The sequence below is a fragment of the Rhodobacteraceae bacterium M382 genome (assembly GCA_025141015.1).
Taxonomy (GTDB): domain Bacteria; phylum Pseudomonadota; class Alphaproteobacteria; order Rhodobacterales; family Rhodobacteraceae; genus Aliisedimentitalea; species Aliisedimentitalea scapharcae.
On the sequence record CP081098.1, the window covers coordinates 4,333,660 to 4,357,125 of the forward strand.

Below are 23,466 nucleotides of genomic sequence, written 5' to 3' on the forward strand. Positions count from 1 at the left end.
CGTCGCTAGCGCCTTCCGGCGCAGGAAGCTCCAGTAACATCCCGGTGATAAGCCCAAGCCACTGGACCTTGCCAGCACAAAGTCTTACCTCTCGGCCATCAAGGAGGCGCCGCCATGACATCGCAAGATTCCAAACCTGCCCTGACTCTGCTGCTCGCAGCGCCGCGCGGGTTCTGCGCCGGCGTAGACCGGGCCATCAAGATCGTGGAAATGGCGCTCGAAAAATGGGGGGCGCCGGTCTATGTGCGCCACGAAATCGTGCACAACAAATTCGTGGTCGACGGGCTCAAGGCCAAAGGCGCGATCTTTGTCGAAGAGCTGGAGGATTGCCCCGATGATCGCCCGGTGATCTTTTCCGCCCATGGCGTTCCAAAATCCGTCCCCGCCGAAGCCGACAGGCGCAATATGGTCTATGTCGACGCCACCTGCCCGCTGGTGTCCAAGGTCCATATCGAAGCCCAGCGCCACGCCGAAGCTGGGTTGCAGATGATCATGATCGGCCACAAGGGCCACCCGGAAACCGTCGGCACCATGGGCCAGCTGCCCGAGGGCGAAGTCCTGCTGGTGGAAACCGCCGAAGACGTCGCAACCGTCCCGGTGCGCGATCCAAACCGCATCGCCTATGTCACCCAGACCACGCTGTCGGTGGATGACACCAAAGGCATCGTCGCCGCCCTGCACGCAAAATTTCCCACCATCGTCGGCCCGCACAAGGAAGACATCTGCTACGCCACCACCAACCGTCAGGAAGCGGTCAAGGCCATCGCCCCCTGGGCGGATGCCATTCTGGTCGTCGGTGCGCCGAATTCGTCGAACTCTCGCCGTCTGGTCGAAGTCGGTGCCAAGGCCGGGTGCAAATACGCCCAATTGGTCCAACGGGCCGAAAACATCGACTGGCGCGCGCTGGACGGGATCACCAGCATCGGCATCACCGCCGGGGCTTCGGCGCCCGAAGTGCTGATCAACGAAGTCATCGACGCCTTTCGCGCCCGGTACGAGGTGACTGTCGAGATGGTGGAAACAGCCGTGGAATCCGTCGAATTCAAAGTCCCCCGCGTGCTGCGGACCCCCGCGTGACCAGCGGCTCCTCTTTGTGCATGACCCAGCCCCACAGACTGGCCTAATCCCAGGGGGCTCCTTATGGTGGGCACAGAGCGTGCTTTCAGCCGTTAACTGCCCCGACCTGCCCCGGAGAACATCGTGATTTCAGCGCATTTCCTTCTGACCGCTCTGGTGGTTGTGATCGCCCCCGGGACCGGCGTGATCTATACGCTGGCGCTGGGGTTGGGCCAGGGGCGTCGGGCGGCATTGTGGGCGGCACTGGGCTGTACCATCGGGATTGTGCCGCATCTTGCGGCGGCGACTCTGGGGTTGGCGGCCATCCTGCACAGCTCGGCGCTGGTGTTTCAGATCGTCAAATTCGCGGGTGTCCTCTATCTGCTGTATCTGGCGTGGCAGGCGCTGAAATCCGGCGGGGCGCTGGCGATTTCGTCGCAAAAGACCACCCAATCCGGGCCACGCATTGCCCAGCGCGGGGCGCTGATCAATATCCTGAACCCAAAACTCTCGGTGTTCTTTCTGGCCCTGCTGCCGCCGTTTCTGTCCGGCAACCCGGTCACCGCGACATTGGAAATGACGACATTGGGCGCGATCTTCATGGCGCTGACCTTTGTTGTCTTTGCCCTTTATGGCAGCTTTGCCGCTGCCGCCCGCACGTATATCCTTGGCTCCGACACTGTGCTGCGCTGGCTCAACCGGGGCTTTGCCGCGATCTTTGCCGGGCTCGCCGTGCGCCTGGCAGCCGAACGCGCATGACCCTTCAACCTTGACAACAGGAGCACCGTGGTGAGCGATCCGGAAACCATTCGAGTGTACGACGATCAGGCGGCGAAATACGCCGAAATGACCGATGCCCACAATCAGGACGACCCGCATCTGGATGCCTTCCTGAACGCGATCCCCACAGGGGGGCACGTGTTGGATCTGGGCTGTGGACCGGGCACCTCTGCGGCCGCAATGGCCCGGGCCGGGTTGACCGTCACGGCCACCGATGCTTCGGCGGAAATGGTGGCCATGGCAGACCAGCACCCCGGCGTCCGCGCCCATCAGGCCAGCTTTGAACAGATTTCCGGCGACGGGATCTATGATGGGGTCTGGGCCAATTTCAGCCTGCTGCACGCGCCGCGCGCCAACATGCCCGATCACCTGAGCGCCCTGCACAGCGCGCTGAAACCCGGTGGCATGTTGCATATCGGTCTGAAAACCGGCACTGGCGAAAAACGCGACGCCATTGGGCGCCTCTATACCTATTACACGCAGGACGAATTGGACGGGCTGTTGCAGACTGCTGGCTTTACACCTGTGGATCACGCCTTTGGTGCCGGGGTCGGGCTGGATGGAGCCGTTGCCGACTGGATGGTGGTGCGTGCCCATGCCTGATCTTTATGCCTATACCGATGGTGCCTGTTCCGGCAATCCCGGCCCCGGTGGATGGGGTGCCTTGCTGCGCGCCATGGACGGCGACACCGTGATCAAGGAACGCGAACTCCAGGGCGGCGAGCCCGACACCACCAACAACCGGATGGAGCTGCTGGCCGCCATCCACGCGCTGGAAAGCCTGTCGCGCCCATCGGTCATCACCATTGTCACCGACAGCGCCTATGTGAAAAACGGCGTAACCAGCTGGATCCACGGCTGGAAGCGCAACGGCTGGAAAACCTCGAACAAGAAACCGGTCAAGAACGTGGAACTGTGGCAACGCATCGACGAAGCGCAACGCCGCCATACCGTGACCTGGGAATGGGTCAAGGGCCACGCAGGCCACCCGGAAAACGAACGCGCGGACGAACTGGCCCGCGCCGGCATGGCCCCGTTCAAGAAACCCGCCAAAAGCGCATGACGATCCTGGCTCTGCTCGACTATGCGTCGGTCCTGGTGTTTGCCCTGACCGGTGCGCTGGTGGCCAGCCGGGCACAGTTGGATGTGGTCGGTTTCGCCTTTGTCGCCTGCCTGACCGCAGTGGGCGGCGGCACGGTGCGGGATCTGCTGCTGAACAGGGACATGGTGTTCTGGGTTGCCGATCCGACCCATATCATCATTGCCGTGCTCGCTGCCGTAGCCGTGTTCTTTACCGCGCACCGGGTCGAAAGCCGGATGCGCTGGCTGGTCTGGCTCGACAGCTTTGCCCTCTCCATCGCGGCCGCAGCCGGATCCGGCGTGGCCCTGGCGCTGGACCAGCCGTCAATCATCGTGGTTCTGATGGGGATGACCACCGGCTGCATGGGCGGGCTGATGCGCGATGTCGTCTGCAACGACGTGCCGCTGGTTCTGAAGCAGGGCGAACTGTATGTGTCCTGCGCCATGGTCGGGGCCATCACGGCAGTTGCCGCCATTCAGTTCGGCCTGCCGGTGCAACCGGCGCTGCTGACCTGCGCGGCCAGTTGCTGGGTTCTGCGGGCTGGGTCCATCGCCTTTGGCTGGCACATCCCGGTCTACAAAAGCCGCCCCCCGCGTCAATAACACCCTAGCCGGTGGTCAGCACCTCCCGGCACAGATCGGCAAAATTGCGCACCACTGGCGTGTCCATCTCGCCCTTCTGGGCCGCCAATACAATCTGCAACACCCCCAACGGTTCGCGCAGTGGAACACTGACCACAGCGTCGCCATGATAGCTGTGCCTGTTGGGCGGCTGAAACGCCATCAACGTAAACCCCAACCCTTTGCCCACACAGGATCGCACCATTTCATAAGACCGCGACACCAGCGCCACGTCTGGGGTCAACCCCGCCGCCTGCAACATGTCCAGATAACTCGGCCCCATCCCCGGTTCCTTGACCTGCAGATACGGGATGCCCTCCAGATCACTCAGCTCCAATGCATCGCGACGCGCCAACGGGTGTGCGGCAGGCAGAACCACACGGGGCGCAACCTGCGCCACCCGCTGCACGTCGCACCGATCTAGGGGCACACCCGCCTCATAGGTCAGGATCAGATCCACCTCGCGCCGCTCCAACTGCGCCACCATGCCCGCACCGTGGTTCTCCAACACCTCTACCGTCACATGGGGCCAACGGTCCTTGTGCGCCCCCAACAGCACCGGACCAAAAACATAGGCCAGCACAAAATAGCACCCAAACCGCACATGTCCGCTGGTCTGTTCGCTCAGCGCCCGTGCCGTTGTGCGCAGGCTTTGTGCCTGTCCCAGAACCTGCTCTGCTTCGGCCAGAAACCGCACCCCCACCGGCGTCAACCGCACGCCCTGGGCCGGAAATCGGTCAAACAGGGTCAGCTGGCACAGCTCTTCCAGCTTGCCAATGGCCGAGGCCACCGCCGCCGAGCTCACCCCCATTGCCCGCGCCGCATCCGAAATGCTGCCCATGCGGGCCGTGGCGGCAAAATACTCCAATTGGCGCAGCGAATAGTCTATCATTACTTTTTTCTACCTTTGCACCAATTTTAATAAGTTTTTTCTTTGCTGCAAGTCGCCCTATCCTGGTCTGCAATCAACCAAGGACGACATGATGCAGATCTCTCCCCTGACTGGCGGCCTCGGGGCCGAACTCCACGGCGCCGACATTCGCGACCCGGCGCATTTCGACCAGATCGCCCAGGCCTTTGCTACCCATTCGGTGATCGTCATCCGGGATCAGACCGACGTCACCCCCGAGGATCACCTGACCTTTGCCCGCCAATTCGGGACCATCAACGTCAACCGGTTCTTTACCCCGGTCCCCGGTCATCCCGAAATCGCCACCGTGCTCAAGGAAAAGGACCAGACCGAGGCCGTCGGCGAAGGCTGGCACACGGATCATTCCTATGACGACGAACCCGCGATGGGGTCCATCCTGCGCGCCATCGACGTCCCGCCCGTTGGGGGCGACACGCTGTTCGTGTCGATGGGCATGGCCTTTGATACCCTGTCGCCGACCCTGCAAACCTTCCTTATGGGGCTCAGCGCCTGGCACAGCTCGCGCCACGTGTTTGGCGCAGCCGCCGCCGACAGCGAAGCGGTGAAATCCGGGCGTCTCGCCAATGCCGATGCTGCGACACAGGACGTGTTGCACCCCATCGTGATCCGTCACCCGCTGAGCGGGCGCAAAGGGTTGTTCGTGAACCCGGTCTTTACCACCCGGATCGACGGGCTGACCGCGGCGGAATCCGACGCGCTCCTGCAATTTCTCTATGCCCACTGCCAGCAACCCGAACTGCACTGCCGGGTGCGCTGGAACGCAGGCGACATCACCATGTGGGACAACCGCGCCACCTGGCACAAGGCAATCAACGACTACCACGGCTACCGCCGCTACATGCACCGCATCACGGTCAACGGCTGCGCCCTGACCGGGGCGTAACCGGTCGATTTGCGGGGCAAAGCTGCCTTTGAAGGTTCATCTACATCTCCAGGTGACCCTTTGTTGGACGCTCGAGACCATTCCAGCTAGATTCCCAGACGTGAAGCCAAACCCTGTTCTGAAAGCGAGCCGTCATGAGACCCAAACGAGCCAGGCAATTGCTGGTGATGCTGCCGTTGATGGCGATATTACCAGCTCTCGCTCAAGCTGAAACACTACCCACCCGCGAAACACCGCCCCCAAGAACCACAGACGGCGTTCCACATGTACAAATCGGCATCCATGCGGTTCCTGAACTCTCAGAGGCACTTTTGAAAGCTGTCGGTGAACTTCCGGGCGTCAATCTGGGACCCACACGCGTTTCTTTGCCAGGTGCAATTGGTTTCCAACTCGCAGACGATATGCCCCTCGCCCATCCCGAGGTAATTGTCGGTGGCCGAGAATTTGCCCATCTCCATCCGGATGGGTCTTTGCACGTATCGCTTGAGCCGGAGATGGCCAATGCCGCAATAAAATCCGGCTGGGCAGTCTCGCACCCTTGGGCGGATCAACGCGAAGGCTGGGATGGTTTTGTGATGATCTTCACTCCGTCAACCCAATTCGAGTTGAATATTGTCATTCGACTTGTCCGAGAATCCTACGACTTCGTGACGGGTCGGGAATTGGAAGACTGAGCGGATTTCGACCCTCCAGCCTCAAAATCTGTCATTCGCTGCTAGGCAGCCCATCTGTCTGACGGGTGTCCGTTCAGGGCTCAGAGCAGTCGTTTGATGCACAGGCGCACGCCCGGCTGGTCCGGGCTGCTAACGCGCCTCAACCTTATAAAAGAGCCTGCGTCTCCGGCCTGTGCGACCTAACGGCGATTGCCCCACTGCTGCCAGACCCAGATCAGCACCAGCGCGCCCAGAACGGCCCCGACAAACCCGGCCATGAACCCCATGACGGTCGCCAGCGTCCGCAGAACCAGCCCGCCGATCAGCGCCCCGGCCATGCCGATAACCACGGTGGTGATGATGTTCGCTTCGATCTTCATCAGCCTTGTGGCCAGAAACCCGGCAGCAGCCCCGATGATCACCAGATAGATAATACCCATCTCACACGTCCCCTATTTGCGCCAATGGAACGGCACGATGACCAGCGCCCCGACCGAAGCCGCGATGGCATTCATCCCCGCAGACCCAAAGCCGAACCCAAACATGCGCTGAAAGAAAAAGAACAGGAACGCCCCGCCCACGCAGATGATGATCGACTGGATATAGCCATTGTGGGTGAACCCTGATCGTTCCGATGCATAGCCGACGATCCCCGCAATCACCACGGTCCCAAACAGGTTGAGCATGTCACGCCCCTCCTCAGAGCTGTGTTCCCTCGGACACGGGAAACCCCCGCAAGAACATGTCTGCATCCTGCGCGCCTTTGCCCGCCCTTTGCAAGCGCAACAGCGAAACCGCACCCGTGGCACAGGCCACTGTCAATGTCTCGTCCAATACCTGCCCCGCCGGTCCGCTGGCCTCGGCCACGCGTGATGCCAGCACCTTGATCCGCTGCCCGTCGATTTCGGTCCAGGCCCCGGGAAACGGCGACAGCCCGCGGATCTGGCGGTCCACCTCCTCGGCAGGCCGGGCCCAATCAATCCGGGCCTCTGCCTTGTCGATCTTGGCGGCATAGATCACCCCGTCTTCGGGCTGTGGTTCCGGCGTCAGATCATCCAGCCGCGACAAGGCCTCGACAATCTTGATCGCCCCCATCTCCGACAACCGATCATGCAACCCAGCCGTGGTCTCTTCGGCTCCAATGGGTGTGCTGGCCCGCAGCAGCACCGGCCCGGTGTCCAGTCCCGCTTCCATCTGCATGATGCAAACGCCGGTTTCACCGTCCCCGGCCATGATCGCCCGGTGGATCGGCGCAGCCCCGCGCCAACGCGGCAACAGGCTGGCATGGATGTTCAGACAGCCCCGTTCCGGCGCGTCCAGCACGGCCTGCGGCAACAGCAACCCATAGGCGACAACCACCGCCACATCCGCATTCAGCTCCGCGAACTCCACCTGCGCCTCCGGTGTCTTCAACGACACCGGGTGGCGCACCTCCAACCCCAAATCCACTGCACGGGCATGGACAGGCGTGGGCCGGTCCTTCTTGCCCCGTCCTGCCGGGCGCGGCGGTTGGCAATAGACGGCCGCGATCTCGTGCCCGGCCGCGACCAACGCCTCCAGCACCGGCACCGAGAATTCGGGCGTTCCCATGAATACGATACGCATGTTGTCTCCTCCACAGCCGTAGGGTGTGTGCTTGCACGCACCCCTGCCCGGTCTGTTATGTGCTCAGCTTTCGGGCCTTGCGCAGCAACATGTCGCGCTTCACCTTGCTCAGATTGTCGAAATACATCCGCCCGTTCAGATGGTCGATCTGATGCTGGACGCTGGTGGCTTCGATCCCGACAAAATCACGCCGGTCAATCATGCCCTGGTCGTTCAGGAACCGCACGGTCACCGCGCGCGGGCGTTTGATCTTGGCCGACACCCCCGGCAGGTTGGGGCTGGCCTCTTCGTGCTCGCGCAACTCGATCGACGCATGCAGGATCTCCGGGTTGGCCAGGCGCACGGCCCGACCCCGCTCGGTTGATCCATCGACCACCGCCAGACGCAGCATCTCCCCGATCTGGTTGCCCGCCAAACCGACGCCGGGCATCGCCTCCATCGTGTCGATCATGTCATCCCAGATCGCCCGGATTTCATCGGTGATCTCGCTCACCGGCTCGGCCTTGCTGCGCAGGCGTTTGTCGGGCCAGGGCAGGCATGTGCGCACAGTCATGTCAATGTCTCCATATACTCCGCCTCGATCCGGGCGCGGGCCTCCGCGTCGATCCGGTCAAACGTCACCATCCCGTTCAGATGGTCAAATTCATGCTGAATGCACCGGGCCTCGAACCCGTCAAAATCCGCCATGTGAATGTCGCCTTCTGCCGCCGTCCATTGCACCGTCACAGCCACGGGACGGGTCACGGGAACCAGCACGCCGGGGATCGACAGACAGCCCTCTTCCATCACCACCGGCACCCGTTCAACGGCCATAATCGTCGGGTTGATCATCACCATCGGGCTGCGCGGCCCCTCTTTCCAGGTGACATCCATCACAAACAGCCGCTTCATCACGCCGACCTGCGGTGCCGCCAACCCCCGGCCCTGCGCGCCGTACATCGTATCGAACATGTCGGCGATCAGATCATCCAGCCGCTCGTTTTCCACCGGCGCACAGCGCTGTGACAGGCGTGGATCAGGCCACTGAAGGATCGCCAGCTCCGCCATGACAGATCAGGCCCGCGCCCGTTCGCGTTTCAGCTTTTGCATCTTGCGGGTGATCATCTGGCGTTTCAGCGGCTTCAGGTAATCAATGAACAGCTTGCCGTCCAGATGGTCGATCTCGTGCTGGACACAGGTCGCCCAAAGCCCGTCAAAGGTTTCGGTCACCAGATTGCCATTCAGGTCCATCCACTGAACATCCACCGTCTTTGGGCGCGTCACCTCGGCATATTGATCCGGGATCGACAGACAGCCTTCTTCATAGACATTTGTTTCGTCCGAACTGGCCAGGATCTCGGGATTGAACATGGCCAGCGGGCGCGGGGTTTCGCCCTCTTCCTTGACACAGTCCAGAACGATCAGGCGATCCAGCACGCCGATCTGGGGGGCCGCCAGGCCCACGCCCGGTGCGTCATACATGGTTTCCAGCATATCTTTGGCCAGCCTGCGCAAATCATCCGACAGATCGGATACAGGGGCGCAGACTTTTTTCAGGCGCGGGTCGGGATGGATCAGAATAGGACGTTTCATGCGCCTGATTTAGGCCATTGGCCGCGCCGCCGCAACGCCCCCCTTGCACCCGGCGCGATTCTGACTAGCTTCCCTGCGACCACTCAGGAGCAGACTTATGAATTTCGACACCCCGATTGAACGCCGCAACACCTATTCCACCAAATGGGACAAGATGGAGAGCATCTATGGCGTGTCCGCAGACGAAGGGGTGTCCATGTGGGTGGCCGACACGGATTTTCAGGCCCCACCCCATGTGCTGAACCGCCTGCAAGAGATCGTGACCCATGGGGTGTTCGGGTATGCCAGCATCGAGGAAGATTACCGCAAGGCGATCCAATGGTGGATGGCCAACCGGCACGGCTGGGACATCGACACCAGCATGATCTTTACCACCACCGGCCTGTGCAACGCGGTCGCGTTGTGTCTGGACACCTATACCCAACCCGGTGACGGCGTGGTGCTGTTCACCCCGGTCTATCATGCCTTTGCCCGCGTCACCCGCGCCGCCGGGCGCGATGTGGTCGAATGCCCGCTGGTCAACAACGATGGCCGTTACGAGATGGATTTCGACGCCTATGACGCGCAGATGACCGGATCGGAAAAAATGGTGATCCTGTGTTCGCCCCACAATCCCGGCGGCCGCGTCTGGACCCGCGCCGAATTGCAGGGCGTCGCCGATTTCTGCAAACGTCACGACCTGTTGCTGATCTCGGACGAAATCCACCATGATCTGGTCTATCCCGGTCACACCCATATCCCGATGCCGAATGTGGACCCGGACGTGCTGCCCCGGCTGATCATGCTGACCGCGCCGTCCAAGACGTTCAACGTGGCTGGCCTGCACACCGGAAACGTGATCATCCCCGACGCCGATTTGCGGGCCAGGTTCTCTGCTCGGATGACCGCGCTGGCGCTGTCACCCAATTCGGTCGGGCAATTCGTGGCCCAGGCCTGTTATTCGCCCGAAGGCGCAGATTGGGTCGATGCCCAGGTCGCCTATCTGGATGGTAACCGCCAGCTGCTGGACGCCGCCATTGCCGAAATCCCCGGTCTCAAGTCAATGCATTTGGAAAGCACATTTCTGTCCTGGATCGATTTTGCCGACACCGGAATGGAGCAGGCGGAATTCACCGCCCGGGTTGAAAAGCAGGCCAAGATCGCGGTCAACCACGGCACCACCTTCGGCACCGGCGGCGAGACCTTTTTGCGGTTCAATATCGGCACCCAGCGCGCCAATATCGAAACGGCCTGTGCGCGGCTGCGCGACGCCTTTGCCGATCTGCAATAACCGGTGATGCGCCGCCTGTTGGGTCTTGTGGCGCTGATCGGCGTCCTTTTGGCCGGCTGGATCGGCTGGACCAGACTTGGTCCGGTGCCACAAACCCCGCCCCCGATGTTGGACACCGCATTGGAGGCGGGGGCCCGCGCCGATCACATCCTGATCGAGAAATCCGCACGCCGGCTGACCGCGATGCAGGCCGGACAACCGGTGATGACCACGTCGATCGCATTGGGGTTTGCCCCAACCGGTGACAAATCGCAGGAAGGCGACGGCAAGACCCCCGAAGGTCTGTTTGTCATAGACCGCAAGAACCCCAACAGCGCCTACCACCTGTCCTTGGGCATCAACTATCCCCGCCCCGAGGACATCGCCCGCGCAACAGCCGAGCAAAAGGACCCCGGTGGCGATATCTTCATCCACGGACAGCCCAATTCCCTGGGATCTCTGATCACTCTGCCAGGGGATTGGACGGCTGGCTGCATTGCCGTGACCAATGCAGAGATCGAAGCATTGTGGACCCTGGTCGATCGCGGGACCACAGTGGAAATCCGCCCCTGACAAACCCTTTTTACAGGACCCCCATTCCCGGTGCACTCCCGCCCGCACCAGGGGCTTCTGCGAAGCCACAGGTGCCGTTGGGCCAGGCAGCGCATGGCGGGGCCATGCGCTGTGGGCGCCCTGCCGGTCGGGGCAGCTCCGACCGGAGCTGTCGCGGTTTGATACCGCTCTTGTTGATGGCCTTTGTGCAACAAAAGCGCCGGTTCGGGGATGGAAACGGGCGGGCAACTTCCGCCTGGATGCCATGGGCATCGCACCGGCCCATCGACCCACGCGATACGCTGGCCACATGGTTTGCTGCACATCCAGGGCCCGGCAGCGCATGCTTGCCGACATGACAGGAGAGACATGGCATTTGTTTCGAAACAGGATTGGACCCGCACACAAGACCGCACACAGGACCCGCACACAAGACCGCACACTGGACCCGCACAGAACCGCGCAGCTAACGCATCACCGCCGTGACAGCGACCTTTTCCTCGTGCCCAGTGCCACCAGTTGATCGTGGCTGGCGCTCAGATCCGGATCGCAACCCGCGCGGACATGGTGGTTGACCTGCCCAGGGCGGGAGACCCGCCCCGGCCTGCGTTGCCTCTGTGGTCTCTGTGGCCTCTGTGGCCCCCGTAGTCTCGGCACCTTTCCTTGCCATTTCCCCGAGCGTAGCAACATCTGGGCAGGCCCGCGCGATGCGTCGGTTGAGATCGCTGACCCCGGCCGCACTCCAATCCCCCTGCGCAATTCTGCATGTCCTCTTGCGCCACGTGACCGTGCATGTCGCGCCTGTTCGCCCAACCACGGACATCAACGGCCACATGGGCCCACGGCCAAACCGGGGCCCGAACCTCCCGTCAGGCCCTCCACAAAGACGCCGGTGCCCCTGTTCCTTCACGGTCCGACCCTAAGAGAAACGATCCGACCTTCATCCGGCCTAAATACCGTGCCAAAGAACGGTGCCTGTCTCGCACAAGTGCCAGAGGTTGGACAAACGCCTGGAAAAGATGCCGGTCTTTGCAGGCCCCACCCCTGTCCATGCTCGCACGACATCGGGACCGCCCCTGAACCAGAGCCTCCGCTGAGCGGCACGGGCCATTGACGGGGCACGGCTGCTGTCGACATATCCATCGCCCCACCCAATCCGACCGGATCAGGCAGCGATCACGGGATCAGTACAGGATCGGCACAGGAGCCGGCCTGAAACCGGCCAGAACCGCACACACACACCAAAATGACCATCTGCAAGGACACCAACGGCACCCATATCCTTGACCCAGCCACGCGGCATCGGAGTCAACGAGGCCAACGGCCCGGCCGCTGTCACGCGCAATCCGGCCTAACCGACCGCGTGCAGCACCGCGACAGGCCCGGTCACAGCCATCCTGACATCAATCGCCAGAAGACCCGAGCAAAGCAATGGGGGCGTCGGGATCACGAAAGAAATCCAACGGTGCCCTGTCTGCGGCCAGCGTGCTGCGTTTGAATTCATACTGCATCTCGCCGCCGTCCTCTTCGGATGCAATGATCAGGCATTGATACAGATGACGGCCGGAATCATACAGATCCACCAATCCACGCAAGGACGGGACGGCCTCGGCCTCGACCGCAAAACCGGTCTTCCACAGCCGCAACACCGGATACAGATCATCCCCTACCATCACCCGCACGCGGCTGGTCTTTTTCAATCCGGCAAGACGGGCAGCTTCGAGCCCGGCCTGCACTTCTTTGGGAACATAAGTGGTCATTTGGCGCGCTTCCCCTGTTCGGCAACAGTCCAACCGTGACTCGGAATCACAAAAATTCAATGCACCTTTTGTGAAATTTTATGAATCCTTTGGCTGTTGTCCGGAATCGCGGATTCTGGGCAACAGGCTGTGCAACGGCGCAGATCCGCTGCGCGCGGGCTGCCCTATGCCCGCCCTGCACAGCTGCCCTATGTTCATCCCCGAACATCACACAAGGACAACACCCATGGGAATGCTGGTAGACGGAAAATGGCAGGTGCAGGATCTGATCAGCAAGACGGTCAAGGGCAGCTTTGAACGCAATGCCGCGCTGTTTCGCAACTGGATCACGACAGATGGCAGCCCCGGACCCTCCGGTACAGGTGGATTTGCTGCCGAAAGCGGACGCTACCATTTGTATGTCTCTCTGGCCTGCCCCTGGGCGCATCGCACCCTGATCTTTCGCCAGCTCAAGACCCTGGCCCCCCATATCGCGGTGTCGGTCGTGCACCCGGATATGCTGGACAATGGCTGGACCTTTGAAACCGACGCGCACGGGGCCACCGGGGATCAGCTGACCGGGCTGGACTATGCCTATCAGATCTACACCCGCGCGGTGCCGGATGTGACCACACGGGTCACAGTGCCAATCCTGTGGGACACCAAAGGCAACACCATCGTCTCCAACGAAAGCTCGGAAATCATCCGGATGTTCAATTCGGCATTTGACGATGTAACGGGCAATACGACGGATTTCTGGCCCGAAGAGTTGCGCGAACCGATCGAGGCGGTGAACACCCGCATCTACGACACGCTCAACAACGGGGTCTATCGCTGCGGCTTTGCCACGACCCAGGCTGCCTATGATGCGGCCGTCGGACCGCTGTTCGATACACTGGACTGGCTCGAAGACCTCCTGTCGGAACATCGCTACCTGATGGGCGACCGGATCACCGAAGCGGACTGGCGGTTGTTTACAACCCTGATCCGGTTCGATCCGGTGTATCACCTGCACTTCAAATGCAACCGCAAACGGCTGGTGGATTATCCGAACCTGTGGGCCTATACTCGCGAATTGTACCAATGGCCGGGGGTGGCCGAGACGGTCAACCTGCACCATATCGTGCGCCACTATCACTATAGCCACAGCACGATCAATCCGTTCCGGATCATCCCGACCAACCCGATTCTAGACTATATGGAACCACATCGTCGGGGCTGAACACCCCGCCCGTTTCCCGGCGCCACTGCGCTGTACAGCCCAGGCTGTACAGCGCCCGGCCCAACGGGTGGGCGGGCTTCACCAAAGCCCGACCAACGGGCGGGAGACCGCCGTCCCCGGTCTCCAACAACACGGATCACAGCGGCCCGATTCCGGAATTCCTACCCAGGCTCGCTACCCGGGCTCTTTGTCCAGCCTCTCTGCCCGGGCTCTCTGTCCAGTCTATATGCCAAGGCTCTCTGTCCAGGGCCACGTCCAGAGTCACGTCCGGACACCCTGCCCAAAATCCCTATCCCAAGATCCCCAGCCCAAAACCCCTAGCCCAAAACCCCTAGCCCAGAGTTCCCAACCGGGGTCACAACCTTGGGGTCTCAAACCTGTGGTGCCCCGCCTATGTGCCAGCCCTGTTTGGGCCAGCCCTGCCCCGACGCCTGCGCAGACACGCACCTCCCGTCAACGGGTGGCGGCATAATGCTCCACCATCGCGGCCAGATCTTCCGGCGGCGTACCGCTCTGGACATAGGCACAGGCATTGGGGCTATGCGAAAAAATCGACCCATCCGAAAAGAAACTGGTATTGGTGACAAAGATCACCCTCGCATCCGGGCGGCGATAGCTGGCAAAATCCGCAACCGCCAGGGCGCTGCCATGTTCCAGAACCAGATCCAGAACGATGATGTTGAAATCGGCACCATAGAGCGCATGGATCGCACACTCCTGCGTTTCCACCAGGGTGACGCGCGCGCCCTGTCGTTCCAAATGTCGTTTCCAAAGCAGCCCCAGATCCGGGTTACTTTCAACTATCAACACATTCATTCGTGTATTCCGGCGCTGATTCTCTCACTCAGTATACGCCGCTCCCCAGAAATGGTGATCTGCCTTTCTCGTTAACAAATACTTAATGCCACCCAAGGTTTCACCAAAGTGAATACCGCCCAACCCAAGCCCATCCTCCAGTTGACTCAAATTTTCAGGATCTGTGCACGCTCAATTTTCACATGATTTCTAACAGTTACCGCCCCATTTTGTGGGTCTCCGGCCCCGCCAAGTCGCCCCAACCCGCGTTGGCCTGGACTCTGGTCGGGGATGCGCGCCACCCGGCCAAACCCGGATCAAAATCCACTCAATATCCACGGTCACCCCCTGGTCACCCCCTGGTCACCCCTGGTCGGGCGCACAAATTGCACACGCCCGACGCGCCCCCGCGCCCCAGTCTGGTGTGCGCCACTGTCAAAACTCTTTGCCGTCAAGGATCTGCACCGGGCACGGGCGCAGCGCGACGGCACAAGCGCAGGCACAGGCGCGCGACCCAACAATTTCCCCGCTCACCAGCAACCAAGGTTGCTTTGTGTTCTGGGCTGCGCCATATGGCAAAAACGGCCCCTTGTTCCGGGTCGACCCATCCACAGCCCAGCGGGCCCGCCATGACCAACACAACCGCCGTCACAGTTCAATCCAAACGCGACCACGGCGGAGGGCTGGACGCGGCCGTCGCCCGGTTTGGCGGAACGCGGGCTGCCTGGCTGGATCTGTCCACCGGGATCAACCCCACACCCTATCCGGTGATGGACTGCCCGGCCCAGGATTGGACCGCCCTGCCCGATCAGGCCGCACACCAACAGCTGCTGGCGGCGGCGCGCCGGTTCTGGAACGTTCCGGCCGACGCAGAGATCCTGCCCGCGCCCGGCGCTTCGGTTTTGATTGCCATGATCCCGACCCTGCGCGCGCCCGCCACCGTCCGGATCACCGCACCAACCTATAACGAACATCACGCCGCCTTTGCCGCCCATGGATGGCAGGTCAGCGACCACAGCCCCTCCCAGGCGCGGGTTCTGGTCCATCCCAACAACCCCGACGGGCGGCTGTGGACGGCCCAGGACGCCACTGCACCGTTGAGCGTGATCGACGAAAGCTTTTGTGACGTGACCCCAAAGCACAGCCTGGTCCATCTGGCCGCAGAGCCCGGCCGGATCGTGCTGAAAAGCTTTGGCAAATTCTGGGGGCTGGCCGGTCTTCGGCTGGGTTTTGCAATCGCACGTCCCGACACCATCGCCGACATGCAGACCCGGCTGGGCCCCTGGTCGGTTTCGGGACCGGCGCTGCGGATCGGGGCCCTGGCCCTGCAGGACATGGATTGGGCGGCTGCGACCCGGTCACGGCTGCAACAGGACAGCGATCGGCTGGATGCGCTGGCCCTGGCACGCGGCGCACAGCTGGTGGGGGGCACCTCTCTGTTCCGGCTCTATCGGGTCGAGGATGCCCAAGCCTGGCAGGATCGTCTGGCCCGTCACCACATCTGGAGCCGCATCTTTCCCTATTCCCAAACCTACCTCCGCCTTGGCCTGCCGCCTGCCGACGGCTGGGAGCGGCTGGAGGCGGCGCTATGACCCTGGCCCTGTTGCTGGTGGCGGCGCTGTTGCTGGACGCCGCGTTGGGTGAACCCCGCTGGATCTGGGACCGGCTGCCGCATCCCGCGATCGTGATGGGGCGGGCTGTCTCCGCGCTGGAAACCCGTCTCAATCAGGGGGCCAACCGACGCAACAAAGGCATTCTGGCCGCGCTTGCGCTGGTGCTGCTCGGACTGCTGCTGGGCGGGGGGCTGTCGATGTTCGGCCCCCTTGTCGAAGTCGCGGTCTGCGCCATCCTGCTGGCACAACGCTCGCTGGTTCAGCATGTGGATGCGGTGGGTCAGGGGCTGCGCCTGTCGCTGGATTCGGGACGGCGCGCCGTGGCGCTGATCGTCAGCCGCAACACCGAAGAGATGACCAGCGCCCAGGTCGCCCGCTCTGCCATCGAAAGCGGGTCCGAAAACCTGTCGGATGGGGTCGTGGCCCCCGCCTTCTGGTTCCTGATCGGCGGGGTCCCCGGCCTGCTGGTGTACAAGCTGATCAATACCGCCGACAGCATGATCGGCTATCGCACCCCGCGTTACGAAGACTTTGGCTGGGCCGCGGCCCGGCTGGACGATCTGTTGAACCTGATCCCGGCGCGCCTGACCAGCGTCATGATCGCGCTGATCGGCGGGCAGTTCGGCCAATGGTATTACATCCGCCGCGACGCAGCCCGCCACAAATCCCCCAACGCCGGCTGGCCCGAAGCCGCCATGGCCCGGGCTCTGGATCTGGCTCTGGCCGGCCCGCGCAGCTATGATGGGCGGATGCAGGATCTGGCCTGGGTCAATGGCACCGCACGCAAAAGCATCGGCGCACCGGATATCGACGCCACAGTTGCCATGCTGTGGAAGGTCTGGGCCCTGATGCTGATCATCGTCGTGGCCCTGGCGGTTGTGTTCTAAAAAAGCACCGGTGCGCTCCCGCCCGGTTTGGCTGCGTCTGCGACGCATCCCAACCCGTTGGGCATGGCAGTGCTGCGCACTGCGGTTGCCCCGACATAACCTGTTGCGCCTTCTGGGAAACCGGCACCGCTTTTCCCCGATGGATTTGGTTGCCACGGGCCCGCCCGCACCGGTATCAACGAGACTGTTCCACAGCCCGAGGATTCCAACTGAATGCGCCTGTTTGCCCTGTGTCTCGTCACCACGCTCGCTGCCTCTCCTGCCCTGTCCAAATGCGGCGGCAGCTTTTCCGCGTTTGTTTCGGGACTGAAACAGGAGGCCCAGACCGCCGGTGTCTCCGCCACCACCGTGGACAGCTTCTTTCGCGGCGTGTCACAGGACCCCAAGGTGCTCAAGGCGGACCGCGCCCAGGGGGTGTTCCAGAAACCGTTCCTCGACTTTTCCCGCCGTCTGATTTCTCAGAACCGGATTGATCGGGGCCAATCCATGGCCCGCAAATACGATGCCGTTTTTGACCGGATCGAACGGGACTACGGGATCAACCGGGGGGTTTTGCTGGCCTTCTGGGCGTTTGAAACCGACTACGGTGCCTTTCAGGGCAACTTCAACACGCTCGACGCGCTGGTGACTTTGGCCCATGACTGCCGGCGCCCCGAATTGTTCCGCCCCCAGATCTTTGCCGCGCTGGAGCTGTACGAACAGGGCAATTTCGACCCCCGCACCACCACCGGGGCCTGGGCCGGTGAAATCGGCATGGTGCAGATGCTGCCGCGTGACATTCTGGACAACGGCACCGATGGCGACGGCGATGGTCAGGTCAGCCTCAAGACGTCGGCCCCGGATGCGTTGGTCTCTGGCGGCAAGATGCTGTCCCACCTGGGGTGGACACCGGATCAGCCCTGGCTGCAAGAGGTGCGCATTCCCGCCGGGCTGGACCTGTCGCAAACGGGCCCGGCGCAAAAGCGGTCGGTGTCGGACTGGGCGCAGATGGGGGTCACGCCCCGCAGCGGCACTTGGGCCAATCAGACCCTGGCCGCTTCGCTGCTCCTGCCACAGGGGCACAAGGGCCCCGCGTTTCTGGCCTATCCCAACTTTGACGTCTATTTCGAATGGAATCAAAGCTTTGTCTATGTGCTGACCGCGGCCTATTTCGCAACCCGGCTCGAGGGCGCGCCCATATATGATGCCGGCACGCCCGATCCTGGCCTGTCCGGTGCCCAGATGAAACAGTTGCAAAAGAAACTGCAAGCACGCGGACATGACGTCGGCAAGGTCGATGGCATTCTGGGGGCCCGGACACGGGTGGCCGTGCAAAAGGAACAACAGCGACTGGGGCTTCCGGCGGATGCCTGGCCGACGCCGGACCTGCTGGGACGTCTCTAACCCTCCGCTCCGGCTCTGGTCAGGGTGCCAATCAGGGCTTTGGTCAGGGCTTTGGTCCGAGCACAGGCCAAAGCCCAAGTTGACGTATGGTCCGGTACCGTGAAAGACGCATATATTGCCTTTCGGATATATATCAAAAACGCTATGCTCAGCGTGTTGTATTAGTGAATTTTTTCAAAGAGTGCCCCCGCAAGGCCATGGTTTTGCGGGGTTTGACCCAGCCCAAAATTCCCTGACCTGTCGCCCGGCAATCCTCCGCGACAGAACCTCCCGGACTACAGCTCTCTGGCCACAGCTCTCTGGCCACAGTTCTTTGGCCACGGTTCTTTGGCCGACCCCCAATATCCGGCCGCCTCATCCCGCGCCACCCTCAGGCGACCATGGCCTCGGCTTTCTTCAGGTCCACAGACACCAGCTGTGACACGCCCTTTTCCTGCATGGTCACCCCGAACAGACGATCCATCCGGCTCATGGTGACCGCATGGTGGGTGATGATCAGGAACCGCGTGTCGGTCTGACGGCACATCTCGTCCAGCAGGTCACAGAACCGGGTCACATTGGCATCATCCAACGGCGCATCGACCTCGTCCAACACACAGATCGGGGCCGGGTTGGCCAGGAACACGGCAAAGATCAATGCCATTGCGGTCAACGTCTGCTCCCCACCGGACAACAACGACAGGGTCGACAGTTTCTTGCCCGGCGGCTGGCACATGATTTCCAACCCCGCATCCAGCGGATCGTCGCTTTCGACCATGACCAGATTGGCCTCGCCACCGCCAAACAGATGTTTGAACAGCATGGCGAAATTGCTGTTGACCTGTTCAAACGCAGTCAACAGCCGCTCCCGCCCTTCGCGGTTGAGACTGGAAATCCCGCTGCGCAGCGTCTTGATCGCTTCTTCCAGGTCCGACTTCTCTGACACCAGCGTGTCGTATTCCTCCTGAACCTCGCGGGCGTCTTCTTCGGCCCGCAGGTTCACCGCCCCCAACGAGTCACGCTGGCGTTTGTGCCGGTTGACTTCGGCCTCCAGCGTTTCGGCATTTGGCATGGCGTCCGGGTCAACGTCCAGCTGGGTCAGCAATTGCGCCGGTGTCAGCTGCTGTTCCTCGGCGATGCGTTCGGCACCGGCCTGCACCGTTTCGCGCGCCGCCTCTGTGCGGGCTTCGGCGGCCGCCCTGGCTTCCCGGGCCTCCGAAGCCAGACGTTCGGTTTCCCGCTCGTCCTGCACCGCGTCCCGCAGCCGGGTTTCGGCGCCGATCAATGCGTCACTGGCCTCGGCCTTGCGCGCCTCGGCCTCGGCAATGGCCCCCGACAGCTCTTCGCGCTTTTCCGCGATCTCCTCGGGAACCGCATGGGCGTCTTCCAGATCCTCCTGAGACGCGTCCCGCCGCTCGGCCAGTTCCGAAATCCGCCGCTCTGCGGTCTCCAACCTGTGACGCCAGCCGCTCAGGTCCTTGGTCACCTGCTGCGACCGCTTGGTCCGGGCTTCGCCTTCGCGGCGCAATTCGTCATGCAACGACCGATGGGTCAGCATGGTGATGCGCGCGGCTTCCACCGTCTGTTTGATGTCTTCGACACTGGCTCGTGCCGAATCGAGATTTCCCAGATCGGCCATGGCCGTTTCGGCGTCGCCCAATTGCTGGCGGGCCGCCATCGCATCTTCGGTGTGGCGCGTGACCGCCAGTCCCAGCGTTTCCAACCGACCTTCGGACAGGTTGCGTTCCGCTTCGGCCCGGCTCAGCGCCCGGGCCGCATCCGCCACCCGCTGGTCGGCAACCCGGCGGGCCTGACGCGCGGCCTTGTCCGCCTCTGTCACCTCGATCAACCTGCGTGACAGGGACGCATGTGCGGCGCGGGCCCCGTCTGCAATCGCACCGACCCGCTCGAACTCCTGCTTCAACGCCTCCAGGCGGTTCAGCTGTTCCAACCGCATGGCGGCGGCGCTGGGGGCGTCTTCGGCCCAGGCCCGGTACCCGTCCCAGCGCCACAGATCGCCTTCTGAGGACACCAGGCGCTGACCGGGCTGCAACATCGGTTGCAGACGCGATCCCATATCACCTTCGACCAGACCGATCTGTGCAATCCGGCGGCCCAATGCCTCGGGGCCCGACACATGCAGCGCCAGCGGCGTCGCCCCCGCGGGCAGCGACGCATCCTGATCATATCCGGGCAGTTGAACCCAGCCCGATGGCCCGTCCGACGCCACCAAAGGCGCGCGCAGGTCATCGGCCAACGCCGCCCCCAGCGCCTTTTCGAACCCCGGCTCGACCCGCAACTCATCCAGAATTTGACCGCCCTCGGCGGTATCGCGATCGACCAGCTTGGCCAGCGCGGTCATTTCGGCGCGCAAGGCCCCCAATTCGCCGTCTGCCGCCGACAGTTCCGCCCGTGCGTCCGCTTCGCGTGCTTGGGTCTCGGTCCGGGCTTCATCGGCTTCGGCCAGCATGTCCTCGGCCTGTTCGGCCGCTTCCATGGCTTCTTCTTCCGCGGTTTGCGCGGTTTCGAAATCGGCTTCGGCCTGTTCCAGCGTGCCGCGGGCCTGATCCACAGCCAGACGCGCCTTGTCCGCCTCTCCTTCGGATCGGTTCAACGTCTTGCGGCTGTCCTCCACCAATCGCTGTGCGGACTGGTGACGTGCCACCAGACGCGCCACATCTTCGGTGACCTGGGACAGGTGGTCCTCGCGCTCCTGCAGGATCGCCGCAGACTCCCGGGCCTGTTCGGCAGAATCTTCCAGCTTGTCATCATAGCCATCGGCGGCCTTGGACAATTCGCGCTGTTCCCACTCCAGCCGTTCGATGGTCTCGCCGGCGTCCCGGTTCAACCCGGTTTCACGTTCGATGTCCTGCCCCAGTTGCACAATCCGGCTGGTCAGGGTTTCGATGGTCTGGCGGGCCTGGGCATCCTGATCGCTCAGGGCATCGCGCTGAACCTGCAACCGTTGCAGGATGGCGGCGGCAATGGCCGCTTCCTCGCGCAGGGGCGGCAATCTCTCTTCCTCGCCCTCGCGCCGCTGGCTGGCCGCGCGCGCAGCGGCCTCGGCCTGAGAGGTCTGGGTGGTGCGGGTCTTCAGAACGTCTTCGGCGGCCAACCGGGCCTCATCGGCCTCGCGCCAGCGCCGGTACAGCAGCATCCCTTCGGCCAGACGCAGCTGATCCCCGATCTGGCGGTATCGCGCCGCCTGACGGGCCTGGCGGGCCAATTGCTGCAACTGGGCGGCCAGTTGCTCGACCACATCATCGACCCGCAACAGGTTCTGTTCGGTGCCCTTCAGCTTCAATTCGGCCTCGTGGCGGCGCTGATACAGCCCCGAAATCCCGGCCGCTTCTTCCAGAATGCGCCGCCGCGCCTTGGGCTTGGCATTGATCAGCTCGGAAATCTGGCCCTGTCGCACCAGCGCCGGGGAATGGGCCCCGGTCGATGCATCCGCAAACAGCATCTGCACATCGCGGGCGCGCACGTCCTTGCCATTGGTCTTGTAGGCGCTGCCGATGTCCCGGGTGATCCGTCGGATGATTTCCAGCGAATCGCTGTCGTTGAATCCCGATGGTGCCAACCGTTCGGTGTTGTCCATGAGCAGCGACACTTCGGCAAAATTGCGTGCCGCCCGGCTCGAAGTCCCGGCAAAGATCACGTCCTCCATGCCGCCGCCCCGCATCGCCTTGGGGCGGTTTTCCCCCATCACCCACCGCAGGGCTTCCAACAGGTTCGACTTGCCACAGCCATTGGGGCCGACAACGCCGGTCAGCCCGTCCGCGATGATCAGATCGGTCGGATCAACAAAGCTTTTAAAGCCTGTAAGTCTGAGTTTGGAAAACCTCAATGGATACCTGCGGCCGATTCCTGTTGGACCCCAAATGTGAGGCCCGCCATCGCCCGGAGTCAACGATTTATGTCTATATGAAGCCGAACCCACAAAGTTATCCACAAAATGTTGGGAATTCAGGCCCCGAATCCGCCCCCTGTCGCGCGCCTCCTCGGACCACGGTCCCAGGTCACGGCGCAGCCGTCATTGATGCCCGCCCGATTTGGTCATATAACTTTACCAAACAGGAATGACCCAATGCCCTTTGAAAAAGTTCAACCCGAAAAGCTCTCGACCTCCGTGGTCCGGCAAATCGAACAATTGATCCTCCGGGGCATCCTGCGTCCGGGAGAGCGGCTGCCTTCGGAACGGGAATTGTCGGACAAACTGGGCGTCTCCCGCCCGTCCCTGCGCGATGCCGTCGCCGAGCTGCAACAACGGGGGCTGCTCAGCAGCCGTGCGGGCTCCGGGATCTTTGTGGCCGATGTTCTGGGCTCGGCCTTTTCCCCCGCGCTGATCCAGCTGTTCGCCAGCCAGGACGAAGCGGTGTTCGACTACCTGTCATTCCGCCGGGACATGGAAGGGCTGGCCGCGCAACGGGCGGCAAAATTCGGATCCGACAGCGACCTCAAAGTCATCCAGACGATCCTGGACAAGATGGAAGTCGCCCAGACCAAACGCAATCCCGAAGAAGAGGCCAAACTCGACGCGCAATTCCATTCCGCCATCATAGACGCCAGCCACAATGTGGTGATGCTGCACATGATGCGGTCGATGTTCGACCTGCTGCGCGAAGGCGTGTTCTACAATCGCAAGATCATGTTCAAACAACGCACCTCCCGCGCCGCCCTGCTGGACCAGCACCGCGCCATCAACGACGCGCTTCAGGCCCGTGACCCGGACCGAGCCCGCACCGCCGTCGAAGATCACCTCGATTACGTCGAAACCTGCCTGATCGCCCAGATCAAAGCCGACCGGAACGAAACCATCGCCCGCCAACGGCTGCGCCACGAACTGGGCGACGACTGATCCCCAGC

Annotated in this window: 24 protein-coding genes; 14 read left to right on the plus strand and 10 right to left on the minus strand. The window is 62.4% G+C overall.

Features of this window, described 5'->3' with window-relative positions; translation table 11 throughout:
* The first annotated feature begins 114 nt into the window (after positions 1-114).
* The 5 genes from ispH to K3727_20080 all read left to right on the plus strand — a co-directional run bounded on the left by ispH (position 115) and on the right by K3727_20080 (position 3,519).
* Positions 115-1,077 carry a 4-hydroxy-3-methylbut-2-enyl diphosphate reductase gene (gene ispH / locus K3727_20060; GenBank protein UWQ91009.1) on the plus strand — a complete coding sequence of 321 codons (963 nt, stop codon included), beginning with the start codon at positions 115-117 and terminating at the stop codon, positions 1,075-1,077.
* Positions 1,078-1,200: 123 nt separating this feature from the next.
* Positions 1,201-1,815 (plus strand): LysE family translocator, encoded by a 615-nt coding sequence (locus tag K3727_20065; protein ID UWQ91010.1) that lies wholly within the window; start codon positions 1,201-1,203, stop codon positions 1,813-1,815.
* A gap of 30 nt (positions 1,816-1,845) precedes the next feature.
* Positions 1,846-2,439, plus strand: a complete 594-nt coding sequence (locus K3727_20070; protein UWQ91011.1) for a class I SAM-dependent methyltransferase — start codon at positions 1,846-1,848, stop codon at positions 2,437-2,439.
* Complete coding sequence (gene rnhA, locus K3727_20075; GenBank protein ID UWQ91012.1) at positions 2,432-2,899, plus strand: ribonuclease HI; 468 nt, start codon at positions 2,432-2,434, stop codon at positions 2,897-2,899. The genes K3727_20070 and rnhA overlap by 8 nt, the downstream gene beginning before the upstream one ends.
* Complete coding sequence (locus tag K3727_20080; protein UWQ91013.1) at positions 2,896-3,519, plus strand: trimeric intracellular cation channel family protein; 624 nt, start codon at positions 2,896-2,898, stop codon at positions 3,517-3,519. Before rnhA ends, K3727_20080 begins: the two co-directional genes overlap by 4 nt.
* A 4-nt stretch (positions 3,520-3,523) precedes the next feature.
* On the opposite strand, the gene K3727_20085 is transcribed toward K3727_20080, so the two are convergent.
* Positions 3,524-4,429 carry a LysR family transcriptional regulator gene (locus K3727_20085; GenBank protein ID UWQ91014.1) on the minus strand — a complete coding sequence of 302 codons (906 nt, stop codon included), beginning with the start codon at positions 4,427-4,429 and terminating at the stop codon, positions 3,524-3,526.
* Positions 4,430-4,520: 91 nt separating this feature from the next.
* Between K3727_20085 and K3727_20090 the strand changes: the two genes are divergently transcribed.
* Together K3727_20090 and K3727_20095 are read left to right on the plus strand one after the other, a co-directional pair.
* On the plus strand, positions 4,521-5,351 hold the full coding sequence (locus K3727_20090; GenBank protein ID UWQ93470.1) for a TauD/TfdA family dioxygenase: 831 nt from the start codon (positions 4,521-4,523) through the stop codon (positions 5,349-5,351).
* 134 nt (positions 5,352-5,485) lie between these two features.
* Entirely contained in the window at positions 5,486-6,025 is a 540-nt protein-coding gene (locus K3727_20095; GenBank protein ID UWQ91015.1) for a DUF5519 family protein, read from the plus strand.
* Positions 6,026-6,204: 179 nt separating this feature from the next.
* On the opposite strand, the gene K3727_20100 is transcribed toward K3727_20095, so the two are convergent.
* From K3727_20100 to def (K3727_20125), 6 genes are read right to left on the minus strand one after another with little or no spacing between them, the layout of a single operon-like run.
* Positions 6,205-6,444 (minus strand): GlsB/YeaQ/YmgE family stress response membrane protein, encoded by a 240-nt coding sequence (locus K3727_20100; protein ID UWQ91016.1) that lies wholly within the window; start codon positions 6,442-6,444, stop codon positions 6,205-6,207.
* A gap of 12 nt (positions 6,445-6,456) precedes the next feature.
* The gene (locus K3727_20105) at positions 6,457-6,690 is read right to left on the minus strand and encodes a hypothetical protein (protein ID UWQ91017.1); all 234 of its coding nucleotides are present in this window, start codon (positions 6,688-6,690) and stop codon (positions 6,457-6,459) included.
* 13 nt (positions 6,691-6,703) lie between these two features.
* The gene (gene fmt, locus K3727_20110; protein UWQ91018.1) at positions 6,704-7,609 is read right to left on the minus strand and encodes a methionyl-tRNA formyltransferase; all 906 of its coding nucleotides are present in this window, start codon (positions 7,607-7,609) and stop codon (positions 6,704-6,706) included.
* Between the two features lie 55 nt (positions 7,610-7,664).
* Positions 7,665-8,162 carry a peptide deformylase gene (gene def / locus K3727_20115; GenBank protein ID UWQ91019.1) on the minus strand — a complete coding sequence of 166 codons (498 nt, stop codon included), beginning with the start codon at positions 8,160-8,162 and terminating at the stop codon, positions 7,665-7,667.
* A complete protein-coding gene (gene def, locus K3727_20120; GenBank protein ID UWQ91020.1) occupies positions 8,159-8,656 on the minus strand; it encodes a peptide deformylase in 498 nt (165 codons plus the stop codon). The genes def (K3727_20115) and def (K3727_20120) overlap by 4 nt, the downstream gene beginning before the upstream one ends.
* A gap of 6 nt (positions 8,657-8,662) precedes the next feature.
* Complete coding sequence (gene def, locus K3727_20125) at positions 8,663-9,181, minus strand: peptide deformylase (GenBank protein UWQ91021.1); 519 nt, start codon at positions 9,179-9,181, stop codon at positions 8,663-8,665.
* Between the two features lie 97 nt (positions 9,182-9,278).
* Between def (K3727_20125) and K3727_20130 the strand changes: the two genes are divergently transcribed.
* Together K3727_20130 and K3727_20135 are read left to right on the plus strand one after the other, a co-directional pair.
* On the plus strand, positions 9,279-10,451 hold the full coding sequence (locus K3727_20130) for a PatB family C-S lyase (protein ID UWQ91022.1): 1,173 nt from the start codon (positions 9,279-9,281) through the stop codon (positions 10,449-10,451).
* Positions 10,452-10,457: 6 nt separating this feature from the next.
* Positions 10,458-11,003 (plus strand): L,D-transpeptidase family protein, encoded by a 546-nt coding sequence (locus tag K3727_20135; GenBank protein UWQ91023.1) that lies wholly within the window; start codon positions 10,458-10,460, stop codon positions 11,001-11,003.
* Positions 11,004-12,385: 1,382 nt separating this feature from the next.
* Here the strand turns inward: K3727_20135 and K3727_20140 are convergent.
* Positions 12,386-12,742 carry a hypothetical protein gene (locus tag K3727_20140; GenBank protein UWQ91024.1) on the minus strand — a complete coding sequence of 119 codons (357 nt, stop codon included), beginning with the start codon at positions 12,740-12,742 and terminating at the stop codon, positions 12,386-12,388.
* A gap of 226 nt (positions 12,743-12,968) precedes the next feature.
* Here K3727_20140 and K3727_20145 point away from each other — a divergent pair, with 226 nt between their 5' ends.
* Positions 12,969-13,943 carry a glutathione S-transferase family protein gene (locus tag K3727_20145; protein UWQ91025.1) on the plus strand — a complete coding sequence of 325 codons (975 nt, stop codon included), beginning with the start codon at positions 12,969-12,971 and terminating at the stop codon, positions 13,941-13,943.
* 453 nt (positions 13,944-14,396) lie between these two features.
* On the opposite strand, the gene K3727_20150 is transcribed toward K3727_20145, so the two are convergent.
* The gene (locus tag K3727_20150; protein ID UWQ91026.1) at positions 14,397-14,759 is read right to left on the minus strand and encodes a response regulator; all 363 of its coding nucleotides are present in this window, start codon (positions 14,757-14,759) and stop codon (positions 14,397-14,399) included.
* Between the two features lie 608 nt (positions 14,760-15,367).
* Here K3727_20150 and cobD point away from each other — a divergent pair.
* The 3 genes from cobD to K3727_20165 all read left to right on the plus strand — a co-directional run bounded on the left by cobD (position 15,368) and on the right by K3727_20165 (position 18,621).
* Positions 15,368-16,330, plus strand: a complete 963-nt coding sequence (gene cobD, locus K3727_20155) for a threonine-phosphate decarboxylase CobD (protein UWQ91027.1) — start codon at positions 15,368-15,370, stop codon at positions 16,328-16,330.
* Entirely contained in the window at positions 16,327-17,238 is a 912-nt protein-coding gene (gene cbiB / locus K3727_20160) for an adenosylcobinamide-phosphate synthase CbiB (GenBank protein UWQ91028.1), read from the plus strand. Before cobD ends, cbiB begins: the two co-directional genes overlap by 4 nt.
* Before the next feature lie 213 nt (positions 17,239-17,451).
* A complete protein-coding gene (locus K3727_20165) occupies positions 17,452-18,621 on the plus strand; it encodes a lytic murein transglycosylase (GenBank protein UWQ91029.1) in 1,170 nt (389 codons plus the stop codon).
* A 370-nt stretch (positions 18,622-18,991) separates the two neighbouring features.
* Here the strand turns inward: K3727_20165 and K3727_20170 are convergent, their stop codons facing one another.
* Complete coding sequence (locus tag K3727_20170; GenBank protein UWQ91030.1) at positions 18,992-22,447, minus strand: AAA family ATPase; 3,456 nt, start codon at positions 22,445-22,447, stop codon at positions 18,992-18,994.
* A gap of 240 nt (positions 22,448-22,687) precedes the next feature.
* Between K3727_20170 and K3727_20175 the strand changes: the two genes are divergently transcribed.
* The gene (locus K3727_20175) at positions 22,688-23,458 is read left to right on the plus strand and encodes an FCD domain-containing protein (GenBank protein ID UWQ91031.1); all 771 of its coding nucleotides are present in this window, start codon (positions 22,688-22,690) and stop codon (positions 23,456-23,458) included.
* The last annotated feature ends 8 nt before the right edge of the window (positions 23,459-23,466 follow it).